Source organism: Amycolatopsis sp. NPDC043885 (assembly GCF_056435685.1).
This window is the reverse complement of the sequence record NZ_JBWKEA010000002.1, coordinates 41,797-54,820: the sequence shown is the minus strand read 5'-3', so window position 1 is coordinate 54,820 and position 13,024 is coordinate 41,797. Positions and strand designations below refer to the sequence as shown.

Sequence of the window (13,024 nt, the reverse complement as noted above, 5' to 3'; positions counted from 1 at the left end):
TGACTGGAAACCCAACGGGAGTTGCCGCAACAACGACCACCAAACCGTCGTCCGCCGAACCGAGCAGGCCGATCTCCTCGCGAACCAAGTCCACAGAGGACGACAATGCTCGGAGCGAATGCCGGTCGTTGCGTACGACCAGCACCATCAGGTCGGCATTCCCCAGAACAGCGTGCGGCATGCCGCGGGAACGGAGCCGACCGCAATCCGCCAAGACGTCAACCGATCCCCAGGTCCGGAACGCCAGCGCCAGTCGCTGCCATTGCAGGCTTTCCGCGATCCGAGTCGTTTGCGGCCCAGGCAGGAGGAAGTGTCGTCCGGTGCCGTCGGGCAGCGTGAACGTCGGCAGGGACGCCCGCGGTGTCTCCGCCGTGTTCGTCGTCCTGGCTCATCAGGTCGCGGGTGCGGCGCCGGTTGGCCGCACGGGCCTCGTCGTTCGTCTTCGCCGCGATACGCAGGACATAGTCGACTCCAAAGCCGATGTTCGCCAGTCGCGACAAGATCTCGTGCCCGGGGAAGCTGAAGACGCGGGGCATCTCCGCGAGCACGAGATAGGCTTGATAGCTCTCGATGAGCCCGTCGTCATCCGGCGTGACGCACTTGAGGAACCGCTTGTTCAAGACCTGCAGCGGGTTTCCCAGGCGCTTGCCTTCGTCGCTGCGACCGCCTTCGTCGAACACGGTCCCGCGCAACGTCACCAGCCGAGCGCGGCTTCGGCCACGCGACACGGTCGCGCCGGTGTTGTGCACGGTCGACGCGCGTTCGAGCTGAGGCTCACGAACGCCCCTGACCGGAGCGCGGCTCAACCACCACAGCAGTTCGGCTTCGGTCGCGGGGCGAAGAGGGATCGCGCCGCCGAGCTCGTGCTCGATGACGCGCGCCAGTTCCTGCGCCTCAACGACGGCTTGAGGCGACGCGGGGCGCGACGGGAGACCGAGTCCCGCGCTCAGCGCCGCTCCCGCGGCTCGCAGCAGGGCGCGGCCTCCGTCGCGCCAGCCGTTGCCGGCGAGGGGTTTGGCGATCCAATAGCTGCGGCCGAGCACATCGAGGTCGTCGAGCTGGTCCCAGGCATTGTGCACCGTTTCCGCCCAATGCGGATTCTCGTCGAGGTCGATACCGCCGAGACAGCGCCGGATGATCGCGTGAGGCTGGACCTGTTCACACAGCGACGCCAGCATCACCTCGCCGCGCAGGGACTTCATGAACGTGACAGTGCGGCTGTAAAGCTCGTGCAGCTGCTTTCCCGTCGAGCGAGCGCTTTCGCGCGGATGTGCACGCCACACCGCCCAAACCGACCCGTCCGCGCAGAACACCAGGTTGCCGCTGATGTCCTGGATCTGGTTCTCCATCACCGGGCCCCAGCGAGCAGCCGCTGCAGGGACGACTTCGGCGCGGAGCTATCCACACACCACTGATCCTTGTCCACACCGTGCAGGTAGAACCGCGGCGTGCACGACACCGGCCGCTCCGGCCGATAGGACCGACCTCCCAGCATTCCCGAGGACGGCGCGAGCAGATGCGTAACGAGGCCGATCAGCCAGCTAGCCGGCGTCCGCGACTCGATCCGCGCGCGGCGGACTGCGATCGCGGACAACGGCACGCCCCAGCGCGCTGGGCCGAGCCAGTCCAGGGGCGGCAGCTTCCAGACGGCCAGCAGAAGGACGAGAAAGACCACACCCTGGGTGAGCGTGTACGGGCCACCAGGCAGATATCCGCCGTCCCGGCCGGGCATCCGCCCGAACATCCGCGGAAACCGACGCGACCTCGTGTACGACCGCCCAATCAGGACATCACCGCGCGCGCGTTGCGCGGTCATTTGGTGAACCAAGCGCCGAACATGCCCGACACGCCATCGAGATTGAGCAAAATGCCGAGGAAGATCGCGGCGATCACGCCGTACTTGATCGAGCGGGTGAAGTTGCCTCGCGTCCCGATCAGCAGGCCGATGCCGCCCACGACGGCCGCGAGCAGAATCAGGCGGCGAACGGCCTGGTCTCCCCAGGCGAGGTTGGTGTCGATCCAGGTCTTGACGTCGGCTGCGAACACGATGGTCGACATCTCTTCTCCTATTCGCCGGGCATTTTCGAGGGTGTCGCCGATGTCCCGGCGATTAACGGAGCGGGATCGATTCGGCTGACTTCCCAACGACCTGCCCGCGCGACGAGGGTGAGGGCGTAGTCGATCGTGGTGACCTGCCCGAGTACGTCGTATCCCCAGGCTCGAGCGGTTGCGTGAACCTCAGTTCCATCCAGCGGCCGGGCCGCCTGGCCGGGCTCGAACGGCTCGTGTGTACTCAGCTCCAGCAGCTGGACCTCGGCGTACAGCGGTGGAACGATCGCGCCGATGCTCGCCCCTGGCGCGATGTAGCGGTTCAGCTCCCCTCGGCCGACCAGAAAGGCGATCAGAAAGCCGTGCACGGATTGACCGATCGGCCCGTTCAGCTCCGCGGTCTCCGGATAATCGAGGTCGACCGCGGCGAGCGATCGCGGACACGCCACCGGCGCCGGAAGCGACGCTGCGACGTAGCCTTCGACGCCTCCGACGAGGCTGACCTCGGCACAGGCCAGCCTCGCTCTGTGCTTGCCATCGGGCTGCTGGGCCAAGATGTTGGCCGCGACCATCACCGACCACGCGCCCGGCCGCTGCGACACGACCGACAACGTGCTGGTGTCGACCGGGATCTGCGTGCCGGCGGCACGAGTCGACTTCATCCCCGCCGGGTAGAAGGCCTCCAGCCCTGCGGAGTCGTCACGGTTGGCCGAGAGCCACGACCGGACGTACATCTCCGCCCAGCCCTGTGGCTCGCCGGCCTCGAGCAGCCGCTCAGACCGCGGGGCTTGAGCCGGCGCACTCGGACGCAGCACCACCAGGCCCACGATCACGACCAGCGGACTCGCGACGATCACGCACCACCCCAGCACCCGGCCGATCCGCCGAGCCGCGGTGTGGACAACGGACTCCAGCTGAGCATCGGGAATCGCCTGTGCGATTCGGCTCTCGCGACGCTTCTTCACAGCGCCTCGATCCCCAGCACCTGATGCAGGCGTTTGCGCAGCTCTCGATCGTCAGAACCGGCGAGCGCATCGAAGGCGTCACAGGCCGGGAAACCGACCTCATCGAGGAAACGCCGGAGCTCGTCGTACAACTGCCGATCGACCATCGTCGACACAAGTCGCCGCCCCAGGTCCCTCGCTCGAACACGAGCGTGGGCGATGAGCAGTTCGCCGGGGGCGAGGTCGGCACGGGGTCCGGTCACGGAGGCTCCCTGAGGTCTGGCGGGTTGCGGTGCTCAAGACACGCCCAACCCGCCGACCTTTGATTCACCGCGACCGACGCGTCGCCTTACGGTTCGAGCGCGGGCGACCGGGCAGCGGCGGTCTCTTCTTGTTCACGAACCCGAGTACGGCGAGCCAGCCAGCGATGCCCACTACCGTGGGCGAAGAGCTCGATCCTCACGACCAGGTCCCGAGCAGCGCCAGGCCCTTGGTAGGGCGGCGCGTCCACCAGGAACAGTGCAGCTTCGCGCTCGATGTCGTAGCGCATACGGTTGTCCTCGATCCAGTTCTCGTGGATCTGGAGAGTGGTGCGAATACCGGTAGCCACCAGCACGATGGCACCGAGCGCTGCGACCACCGTCGCGTCCATACGAGCCGTCGTCGCGACCGGAACCGCAGCCGCGGCAAGAACCGCGGTGACTTCAGTGAGTGCGTATCGCTTCCGGTTACGGCGACCCGCAGCCTGATACCAGGCGATTCGGTTCATGACCATGGCGGGAAGCTCCTGCCCGTCCGTTCGGGACGAACCCCGGAAATGGTCAAGGCCATCAGTCCGCGGAAGCTTCTGGCGGCGCAGCATCCCGGTCAATGATCAACCCCTCGGCTCGGCGACATGGGAAGTCTCGATTCTCCCCGAGCTAGAAGCGCCGCTGCCATTCAAGACCGGCCGCAGCCAACGCGTCCAGCGCTCGATTCCGCCTTCGCGTCGCCGTCGGCTGGCTCACGCCGAACAGCGCCCCGAGCTGCCGGTCGGTCGCGACCCCATCCCGGCCCATCTGCGCCCCGAAGTACCGAGCGGTCAGGATCGCCGCGTCCTGTTCGTCGAGCCATCGCTGCTCCACAGCCCACGACAAGAGCTCCAGCAACTCCTCCGATGCGCCCTTCTCCGTCGGTGTCTCGGCCAACGGCTGGCGCACCGCAACGTCGTCCATGGTCACGACCTCGGCCGCGGCTTGCGTGATGTCGACACCGAGCGAGCGAAGCACCGCCCTTTGAGTGTCGAAGACCAGGTTGGCCGCAACGTGGTGCCGTCGTCGAAGTGGGTAGCAGCGAATCTGCTCCCACAAGTGACCGATGACCGCGGCCTGGACATCAGCGTTGGCCTCGTTCGCTGAGACTCCGCCTCCGGTGACACCACGACGGGCTCCGAAAGTGCCAATCGCCGCCCGGCTCGCCCGGATGACCCGCCCGACGATGCGGGGCACTGCGGGCAACATGGCATTCAGCACGACTTCCCCAGCGACGGCACCTTCGCCGCCCGCCAGCGCAGCCCGCTGCAGCAGCGCGTGGAGGACTTCGTCGTGGCGTGCGTATTCACGGCTGGCGAGAAGTGCCGAAAGCCGCTCGTGAGTACCAGCGTCCGCCAGCGCGGGGTCTTGCGCTGACCAAGAACGCAGAGCGGTGTCGAACCGCGAGCGCGACTTCGGGTGAGCGAACTGCCGTTGGAGCGCGGTGAGCGGGCTGGATGAGGTGGACATCGTGACGGCCCTTCGAGTGGCGACAAGATCGCCACGAGGCTCGAAACCGCCCCTCGCCCCTTCCCTGGCCCAGATCCTTGCTCCGGCGCTGGGGCAAGCCAACCTTCACCCGATCAGAGTCCGCCAAGACATCTCCGCCCGAAGGCTGCCAGCAGGAGAGGGAGACTCCGACCAACCTCGCGAGACGAGAACCACGGCTGAGTCTCGCTGCTCTTCCAGCCGAACGAGACGAGGTCTCGGCCAGTCTCGATAGGCGCCCGTGCGACATGGACATGAGCGTCAGTCGGTCGGTGAATCCAAGCGACGACTGAAAGTGCATGTCTCGGTCGATCTCTTTCGATTCGCCAGCCCGTCTCTTCGTGGTGGCGCAGTCTCGCCGTTGGCCGGAGTAGGTCTCGGCAGGTTCGGGATGGACTGGATGAACACTTCTGGGGACAGCGCGGTCGTTCCTGGGCCGTCCGAAGGGCCAGAGGACGGGCCCGCTTGGTGCTACGATCAACGTCTCAAGTCTGGCAATCGCCGCTACTCTGCTTACATCACAACGGTTTCCGGCGCCCAGAGCGATCGTCTTCGCGCGCGGCTCAACGCCGCGATCAGCGAGCTACTCCAGTGGGCCGCGTACCAATCCAAGGACGAACCATCGCCATGACGACGTTCGAGCAAGTGAACAATCCTCCGGCGCCCGGCAGCTACGTCTCCGGGCCTTCCGGGCTGTCCGACTACGCTGTATCGCCCCTGGGCATGCCGGCCGCCTTGCTCCGCGACGAAGTCCGGGTGGCCTTCCTCGGCCGTACATCCACCGAGGACCTGCAGGACCCTCGCCAGTCGATGCTGCGCCAGCTGGCCAACTGCAAGGCCGCGATACCCGACTCATGGGTGATCGTGGCCCACTTCTACGACGTCGAGTCCGGCCGGCTTGCCCTGGACAACCGAGGCCGCGGGACAGACTACGAGCGCTTCGACATCCCGATCCCACGAGCGGGTGGCGTGAGCGACCTACTCAAGGAAGCACCCGGGCACACGCGGGCGTTCGACGTAGTCATCTGCGAGGGAATTTCCCGTGTGGCGCGCCGGGCGTTCGAGGGGTTATCCATCGAGCGCGAACTCGAGCGTGCTGATGTGCCTCTCTTCGCGTCGAACGAGCCCATCACCTTGTCCGGCAGCCGCGCGCAGCGCGTCCTCCAGCGCCGTATCAACCAGTCCATCGCCGAGTACGAGGTCCTCAACACCCTGGAGCAATCCTGGGGCGGCCTCTGCACACATGTCCGAGACGGCTGGAACATCGGCAAGCCACCGTACGGATACAAGGCGAAGGTCCTGCCGCACCCGAACCCGACGAAGGCCGACAAGGGCAAGACCAAGTCTCGTCTCGAACCGGACGGCCTGTGCGCCGAGACCGTCACACAGATCTTCCACTGGCGGTATTACGACGGTCTCGGCTGCGAGACCATCGCGGACCTGCTGAACGCCGATCTCGACCGCTACCCGCCACCGACCGCGCCCAGCAAGGCACGCACTCGCGGCTTCTGGGGCAAGAGCTCGGTCCACGGCATCACCACCAACCCCAAGTACACCGGCTACCAGGTCTTCAATCGCCGAGCCACGAAGTCCCGGCGAGGCAAGGTCAACGACCCGTACAAATGGGTCTGGTCACCCAAACCCGTCCATGAGCCGCTGGCACCCAAGTGGATGTTCGACGAACTCACCGGCCGTCGCGCAGCACTACGCGGCTCGCGGGCGGACGGCACCACCAACCAGCACCCTCAGACCAAACGCACGTACCTGTTCCGCAGCAGAGTCGTCCACAGCTGCGGACGACGCATGATCGGAGACTCACGGAAGGGGCGACCGACGTACTACCTGTGCTGGCCCCGGAAGAACAACCGCGGCGGCGCCGATCCACACGCCGATCTACCCACCGCTGTCAGGATCCGCGAAGACGAACTCCTCGATGCAGTGGGACGCTTCTTCGCCGATCGAATCTTCGGGCCTGACCGTACGTCCATTCTGGAAGCCGACCTGGCCACTGTGGACGACACCGCCGCCCGGACACGCGCAGAAGACCGAGACCGACTTCAGCGACAACTCGCCGACATCGAACGCAAACAAGAAGCCCTGCTTCGGCAAGCTCAAGACGGTGCACCTGACGACCCGTTCGCGAAGGCGCTGCGGCAGAGCTACAACGAGCTGGCGGCGAACAAGAACACCGTTCAAGCCGAGATGGCTCAGCTGGACGCACAAGACATCGAGACCCCCGCACCACCCACGCCCTCGGACCTGAGCCTGCTGGACGCTGTTCCCTACTTACGGGTCAACTTGGCCAGGGCTCCACAGCCCTTACTTCAGACTCTCTTCGAGGTGACGCAGCTCACCGTGCAGTTGAATGGTCTCGGCGACGTCGTGACGATCGGGGTTAAACTGCCAGCAGATCAAGTGACCGCGATAGCGGAAGCAGGAGAAAGGATCACAGACGCGATGTCAGCTCCCGAAATAACAAAAAGCGCCGATCAGAGTGATCGACGCTCTTTGCGTGGTAGCTGTACGTACCCCCGATGGGATTCGAACCCACGCTACCGGCGTGAGAGGCCGGCGTCCTAGGCCGCTAGACGACGGGGGCTAGGAACTTTCTCCTTCAGAAGGAGATTTTCAGTTGTTCACCTGCTGTGTTGCTGTGGAGAAACTTACCAGACCGGGTTTTCCGCCCTTCGCGGGGGGGTCACTCTGTGTTTCACTCCGGAGAGTTCTCCAGCTGGGGTACCAGGACTCGAACCTAGACTAACTGGACCAGAACCAGTCGTGCTGCCAATTACACCATACCCCAGTGAGGTACCGTTCCGATCTTGACCGGCTCGGTGCCGCACGAGAAGGAATACTAGAGCACGCCGTTCCGCACCGTGAAAGCGGGGGTCTCCGTAGCGCGCTGAGCGGGGACGCCGAGCTTCGCGAACTCGGAAACGAGCAGCTCAGGCAGCTCGTCGAGGCCGGAGATGGTGTGCACACCCGCCGGGGCGCGCTCGGCGATGCCGTCCCGGTCGAGCCAGACGGCACCCAGGCCGGCGTCGCGTGCGCCGATGGCGTCGGTGTCGAGCTTGTCGCCGACGTGGACCGCCTGGGCGGGGTCACAGCCGAGGCCGAGGCAGACCGAGTGGAACATCGCCGGGTCCGGTTTGGCTACTCCGAGTTCACCGGCGATGGCCACGTGGTCGAAGAACCGGGCGAGTCCGAGGTCGGCGATCTTCTTGCGCTGATGCGCGCCGGAGGCGTTCGTGACGGCCGCGACGAGGACACCCGCGGCTCTCAGCCATTCCAGGCACGGGAGGACATCTCCGAACAATTGCCACGAACGCGTGAGAATTTCACGACGCCGTCTTTCGAAGCCCTTGACCTGGTCTTCGTCGGCCAGAATGCCGATCTCGGCCAGGAAACATTCAGTACGCTTGTGATGCATGATCGCGTAATCGATTTCGCCCGCCACCACCAGCGCGACATGCTCTTCGGTGATGAGATCCCACAGCGGCCAAAGGTCGTTCTGACCGGTGAGCGCGCTCAGGCTGAGCCGGATCGCCGCCGTGCAGTCGATCAGCGTGTCATCGATGTCGAGACACACCAACCGCAACTCCGGCGGCTCCCACGGCGCTCCATCCGGAGCGTCCGGCGTGGTTCGTGACGGGGTCCGGGGCACGAGAGCGAAATCCACCAAGTGAGGCTAGGGCACTCAGCGCGATCGCGACTCTGCCGATGAGGTGATTAAGGCTGGTCTGTTCCGGCGCGGGCACTCTACTCCCAGTTGGTGAGAAGACGTGTTTTAGTTACCGGACAACGGCTAAGGCGGGCGGGCGGGTGAAATACGGACTCCTCGATTCGCGACGCGCACACCCTGTGACGACACCGGAATCCTTAACCGGATTCAAGTCACGGACCGTCCACAAGGGCATTTCCGCGATCGTCGTCCTTCCGAGACATTCCCGCCACACCTCGCGTCCTCTTTGGACAGTCGCCCCGGACACCCGGACCAGTGAGACCCAGGTCATAGCCCGAACGGCGCATCCGCCCGGATGGCGCTTGACGCGCCGGTCGAGCAGGTGCATGCTGAGCTTATTCAACAAGTGATGAATAAGGGATTCGAAGGGGTGGGACGGATGAGCGAACGCACGAACTGCGTGGTCGTCGGCGGTGGCCCCGCGGGCATGGTCGCCGGGTTGCTGCTGGCCAGGGCTGGGGTCGAGGTCACGGTGCTGGAGAAGCACGAGGACTTCCTGAGGGACTTCCGCGGCGACACCGTGCACCCGTCGACATTGACGTTGCTCGACGAGCTGGGCCTCGGGGAGAAATTCCTCAGCCTGCCGCACAGCGAGATCTCCTACGCCGGCTTCCCGGCCGAGGACGGCACGATGATGCGCCTCGCCGACCTGACCCGGCTGAAGGTGGCGCACCCGTACATAGCGATGGTCCCGCAGTGGGATTTCCTGGACCTTCTCGCCGACGCCGGCGCGAAGGAGCCCACGTTCACGCTGCGGCAGAGCACGGAGATGACCGGGCTGATCTTCGAACACGGCCGGGTGAGCGGGGTCCGCTACCGCGACGCCGACGGGAAGACCGGCGAATTACGCGCTGACCTGGTGATCGCCGCCGACGGGCGCTGGTCGCTGGCCCGCCGTGAGGCCGGGCTGATGACGAAGGACTACGCCATCCCGTTCGACGCGTGGTGGTTCCGGATCTCGCGGCGGGAAGGCGAACACGAGGGCATGCTGACCCCGAAGATGCGGGATCGCCGCTTCGCCGTGCCGCTGCCGCGCAAGGGCTACTTCCAGATCGCCTATCTCAGCCCCAAGGGCCAGGATCTCCGCGAAAACGGCATCGAGGCGTTCCGGGAGAACGTGGCCGCGATCCTTCCCGACCTGGCCGACCGGGTCGACGAGCTGAAGACGACCGACGACGTCAAGTTCCTCGACGTCAAGATGAACCTGCTGCGGAAGTGGCATGTCGACGGGCTGCTGTGCATCGGTGACGCGGCGCACGCGATGTCGCCGGTCGGCGGGGTCGGCATCAACCTCGCGGTGCAGGACGCGGTCGCGGCCGCCACCCTGCTCGCCGAGCCGCTGCGCCGGGGCAGGCCGTCGGTGGCGGATCTGGCGAAGGTCCGCAAGCGCCGTCTCGCACCGACGATGCTGGTGCAGGGGCTGCAGCGGATGCTGCACAAGAACGTCATGAAGCCGGTCATGGAGGGCAGGCGCAACGGTCCGCCCGAGGTGATGGTGAAGCTGTTCGGCCGGTTCCCCGTGCTGTCCTACGTCCCGGCCCGGTTGCTGGGCCTGGGGCTGCGGCCCGAGCACGCCCCGGCCTTCGCGCGGCGGGCGATGGAGCCGGCCGGCGGCTGAGTGCCCCGAACGCCATGAAAGGTCCTTTCCTTGCAAATTTTGCAAGGAAAGGACCTTTCATGGCACTTGAGGTCAGACGTCCTGCACCGGGTTGGTCAGCGTGCCGATGCCTTCGATGGTGATCGAGACCGACTGGCCGTCCTCGATCGGGCCGACCCCCTCGGGCGTACCGGTCAGGATGACGTCGCCGGGCAGCAGGGTCATCACGCCGGACACGAACTCGACCAGCTCGGGGATCTTGTGCACCAGGTCCGAGGTCCGGCCGTCCTGCTTGAGAACACCGTCCACCTCGGACTTGAGCGCGAGGTCGGCCGCGTCGAGCGAGGTCTCGATCCACGGGCCCAGCGAGCAGAAGGTGTCGAACCCCTTCGCCCTGCCCCACTGGCCGTCGGACTTCTGCAGGTCACGCGCGCTGACGTCGTTCGCCACGGTGTAGCCGAGGATCGCGCTCGCCGCGCGGGCGGCGGGCACGTTCTTGACCGGCTGGCCGATGACGATCGCCAATTCGCCCTCGAAGTCGACGCGGCCGACACCGCGCGGACGGCGGATGGGCGCGTTCGGGCCGATCACCGTGGTCGACGGCTTGATGAACAGCATCGGGTCCTGCGGGACCTCGTTGCCGAACTCGGCCGCGTGCTTGGCGTAGTTCCGGCCGACCGCGATCACCTTCGACGGCAGGATCGGCGCGAGCAGCCGGACGTCGGCGAGCGGCCAGCGCTTGCCGGTGAAGTTGGGGTTGCCGAAGGGGTGCTCGGCGATTTCCAGTACCTGGGCGTCGTCGCCGTCCCCTTCGATCGAAGCGAACGCGACACCACCGGGATGAGCAATTCGGGCTAGACGCACTCCCCCACTGTACGACTCCTCACGCCGGGCCCTCCCTGAGGGACTTGTGCACGAGCGCGTCGCACAACGCCAGCCAGCTCGCTTCGACGATGTTGCCGTGCACGCCGACGGTGGTCCATTCCCGCTCGCCGTCGCTGGTCTCGACGAGCACGCGCGTGACGGCGTCGGTGCCCGGGTGCCCGGGCAGGATCCGCACCTTGTAGTCGGCCAGCTCCACACTGTCCAACCAGGACAGATGCGGGCTGAGCGCCTCGCGCAGGGCGGCGTCGAGGGCGTGCACGGGGCCGTTGCCCTCGGCGGTGGCGATCACGCGCTGCCCGGCGACGTGGACCTTCACCGTCGCCTCGGACACGACCTCGCCGTCGGACCGGTGGTCCAGCACGACCCGGTACGACTCGAGTTCGAACGGCGGTTCGTCGAGGACATCGCTCTGCGGGCCGTCGACCTCCCGCCGCAGCAGCAGTTCCAGTGAAGCGTCCGCGGCCTCGAAGGACCAGCCTTCGGACTCGAGGCGCTTCACCTTCCGGACGGCGCTCGTCAGCGCCTCGGGCTGGCCGGCAAGGTCGACCCCGAGCTCACGTCCCTTGAGCTCCAGGCTGGCCCTGCCGGCCATCTCGGTGACCAGTACCCGCATGTCATTGCCGACCGAAGCTGGATCGATGTGGTTGTACAGCAACGGATCCACCTTGATCGCGCTCGCGTGCAGTCCCGCCTTGTGGGCGAAGGCCGACGCCCCTACGTAAGCCTGGTGGGTGTAGGGGGCGAGGTTCGCGATTTCGGCAAGGGCATGGGAGACCCGGGTGAGCTCGGCGGCGCCTCCGGTCGGGAGGACCTCCATGCCGAGCTTGGTCACCAGATTTCCCGTCACGGCGAACAGATCGGCGTTACCCGCCCGTTCGCCGTAACCATTGGCGGTGCACTGGACGTGCGTCACGCCGGCCTGCACGGCGGCGACAGAGTTCGCCACCGCGCAGGAAGTGTCGTCCTGACAATGGATTCCGAGCCGGAATCCGGTCCTCTCCTTGACCTCGCGGACGGTTTCCGCGAGGCCGAGCGGCAGCTGTCCGCCGTTGGTGTCGCACAGCACGGCGACGTCGGCGCCCGCGTTCACTCCCGCGTCGAGCACCTTCAGCGCGGTGTCCGGGGAGAACGCGTAGCCGTCGAAAAAGTGTTCCGCGTCAAGGAAGACGCGACGTCCTTCGCCGATGAGGAACGCGACGGTGTCCCGCACCATCTCGCACGCTTCGTCGACATCGACCCGCAGCGCGCGTTCGATGTGGCGTAAGTCCGATTTGGCCACCAGGGTGACCACCGGTGCCTGGGAATCGAGCAGCGCCCGCACCTGCTGGTCCTGCTCGGCCTTGGCGCCCGCCTTCCGCGTCGCGCCGAACGCGACGAGCGCGGCGTGGCGCAGTTTCAGTTCGCCCGAAGCGGCTCGGGCGAAGAATTCCGTGTCCTTGGGCAGCGCGCCCGGCCATCCGCCTTCGATGAACCCGACCCCGAGATCGTCGAGCAGCCTCGCCACCGCCAGCTTGTCCGTGACGGAGTAGGAGATCCCCTCGCGCTGCGCACCGTCGCGCAAGGTCGTGTCGTACAGGTGGAAGGCGTCGCCGAGTGGCGTATCGGCGGGCTCCTTGCGGGTCACGGGGACTCCTCATGGTGGTGGCAAAACGTGTTCAGGCAACAAAAAAACCTCCCGCATGGGTGCGAGAGGTTGCGCGCCGGGGGCTCTTGTGGAGCTGTTATCCGGCGCGCTCGGCGATAATGATGGTGCAGGAGGTCACGGACGCATCATGGCACACGCCCCGACGGGTGTCCACAAGCCGGGCGGAACTTCCCGCGTGCTGGGATGGAGCCGGCACGCAGGTCACCCGCCCGGTCAGTGCGAAGGCGTGCCTCGCGTGACTGGATGCCGCCCGGGGTCGTGGGGGGGGGGGGGGGGGGGAAACACACCCCCCCCCCCCCCCCACCCCCCCCCCCCCCCCCCCCTTCCCCCCCCCCTCCCCCCCCAAAAAAAGCCCCGCACCTCTCCCACCCACACCCCGCCCCC

Annotated in this window: 12 protein-coding genes, 2 tRNA genes and 1 pseudogene; 2 read left to right on the top strand and 13 right to left on the bottom strand. The window is 66.4% G+C overall.

Features of this window, described 5'->3' with window-relative positions:
* Positions 1–218: 218 nt before the first annotated feature.
* From AC069I_RS09930 to AC069I_RS09900, 7 genes are all read right to left on the bottom strand, one after another.
* Positions 219–1,349, bottom strand: a complete 1,131-nt coding sequence (locus AC069I_RS09930; RefSeq protein ID WP_478265192.1) for a hypothetical protein — start codon at positions 1,347–1,349, stop codon at positions 219–221.
* A complete protein-coding gene (locus AC069I_RS09925) occupies positions 1,349–1,732 on the bottom strand; it encodes a hypothetical protein (RefSeq protein ID WP_478265191.1) in 384 nt (127 codons plus the stop codon). Before AC069I_RS09925 ends, AC069I_RS09930 begins: the two co-directional genes overlap by 1 nt.
* Positions 1,733–1,812: 80 nt before the next feature.
* A complete protein-coding gene (locus AC069I_RS09920) occupies positions 1,813–2,058 on the bottom strand; it encodes a hypothetical protein (protein ID WP_378411664.1) in 246 nt (81 codons plus the stop codon).
* An 8-nt stretch (positions 2,059–2,066) separates the two neighbouring features.
* Entirely contained in the window at positions 2,067–3,014 is a 948-nt protein-coding gene (locus AC069I_RS09915) for a conjugal transfer protein (RefSeq protein ID WP_478265190.1), read from the bottom strand.
* The gene (locus AC069I_RS09910) at positions 3,011–3,256 is read right to left on the bottom strand and encodes a hypothetical protein (RefSeq protein ID WP_478265189.1); all 246 of its coding nucleotides are present in this window, start codon (positions 3,254–3,256) and stop codon (positions 3,011–3,013) included. Before AC069I_RS09910 ends, AC069I_RS09915 begins: the two co-directional genes overlap by 4 nt.
* An 86-nt stretch (positions 3,257–3,342) precedes the next feature.
* Complete coding sequence (locus AC069I_RS09905; RefSeq protein WP_478265475.1) at positions 3,343–3,855, bottom strand: DUF4231 domain-containing protein; 513 nt, start codon at positions 3,853–3,855, stop codon at positions 3,343–3,345.
* A gap of 58 nt (positions 3,856–3,913) precedes the next feature.
* Positions 3,914–4,753, bottom strand: coding sequence for a hypothetical protein (locus AC069I_RS09900; RefSeq protein WP_478265188.1), 840 nt, complete (start codon positions 4,751–4,753; stop codon positions 3,914–3,916).
* A 645-nt stretch (positions 4,754–5,398) separates the two neighbouring features.
* Here AC069I_RS09900 and AC069I_RS09895 point away from each other — a divergent pair.
* A pseudogene (locus tag AC069I_RS09895) lies at positions 5,399–6,409 on the top strand (recombinase family protein); the annotation flags it as partial.
* Positions 6,410–6,664: 255 nt separating this feature from the next.
* Here AC069I_RS09895 and AC069I_RS09890 read toward each other — a convergent pair.
* The 4 genes from AC069I_RS09890 to AC069I_RS09875 form a co-directional block, all read right to left on the bottom strand.
* Entirely contained in the window at positions 6,665–6,880 is a 216-nt protein-coding gene (locus AC069I_RS09890; RefSeq protein WP_478265187.1) for a hypothetical protein, read from the bottom strand.
* A 417-nt stretch (positions 6,881–7,297) separates the two neighbouring features.
* Positions 7,298–7,370 (bottom strand) — tRNA-Glu (locus AC069I_RS09885).
* Between the two features lie 132 nt (positions 7,371–7,502).
* Positions 7,503–7,574 (bottom strand) — tRNA-Gln (locus AC069I_RS09880).
* Positions 7,575–7,625: 51 nt separating this feature from the next.
* Positions 7,626–8,360, bottom strand: coding sequence for an HAD family hydrolase (locus AC069I_RS09875; protein WP_478225863.1), 735 nt, complete (start codon positions 8,358–8,360; stop codon positions 7,626–7,628).
* 532 nt (positions 8,361–8,892) lie between these two features.
* Between AC069I_RS09875 and AC069I_RS09870 the strand changes: the two genes are divergently transcribed.
* Positions 8,893–10,131, top strand: coding sequence for an FAD-dependent oxidoreductase (locus AC069I_RS09870; RefSeq protein WP_478225851.1), 1,239 nt, complete (start codon positions 8,893–8,895; stop codon positions 10,129–10,131).
* A gap of 72 nt (positions 10,132–10,203) precedes the next feature.
* Here the strand turns inward: AC069I_RS09870 and AC069I_RS09865 are convergent, their stop codons facing one another.
* Both AC069I_RS09865 and cimA read right to left on the bottom strand, forming a co-directional pair.
* On the bottom strand, positions 10,204–10,974 hold the full coding sequence (locus AC069I_RS09865) for a fumarylacetoacetate hydrolase family protein (RefSeq protein WP_478265186.1): 771 nt from the start codon (positions 10,972–10,974) through the stop codon (positions 10,204–10,206).
* Between the two features lie 19 nt (positions 10,975–10,993).
* Positions 10,994–12,619 (bottom strand): citramalate synthase, encoded by a 1,626-nt coding sequence (cimA, locus tag AC069I_RS09860; protein ID WP_478265185.1) that lies wholly within the window; start codon positions 12,617–12,619, stop codon positions 10,994–10,996.
* Positions 12,620–13,024 lie beyond the last annotated feature (405 nt).

Excerpts from the sequence above, each read along its gene's own strand:
- AC069I_RS09930 (WP_478265192.1), bottom strand. The coding sequence starts at position 1,349 with ATGGAGAACCAGATCCAGGACATCAGCGGCAACCTGGTGTTCTGCGCG.
- AC069I_RS09920 (WP_378411664.1), bottom strand. The coding sequence starts at position 2,058 with ATGTCGACCATCGTGTTCGCAGCCGACGTCAAGACCTGGATCGACACC.
- AC069I_RS09870 (WP_478225851.1), top strand. The coding sequence starts at position 8,893 with ATGAGCGAACGCACGAACTGCGTGGTCGTCGGCGGTGGCCCCGCGGGC.
- AC069I_RS09925 (WP_478265191.1), bottom strand. The coding sequence starts at position 1,732 with ATGCCCGGCCGGGACGGCGGATATCTGCCTGGTGGCCCGTACACGCTC.
- AC069I_RS09905 (WP_478265475.1), bottom strand. The coding sequence starts at position 3,855 with ATGCTGCGCCGCCAGAAGCTTCCGCGGACTGATGGCCTTGACCATTTC.
- AC069I_RS09900 (WP_478265188.1), bottom strand. The coding sequence starts at position 4,753 with ATGTCCACCTCATCCAGCCCGCTCACCGCGCTCCAACGGCAGTTCGCT.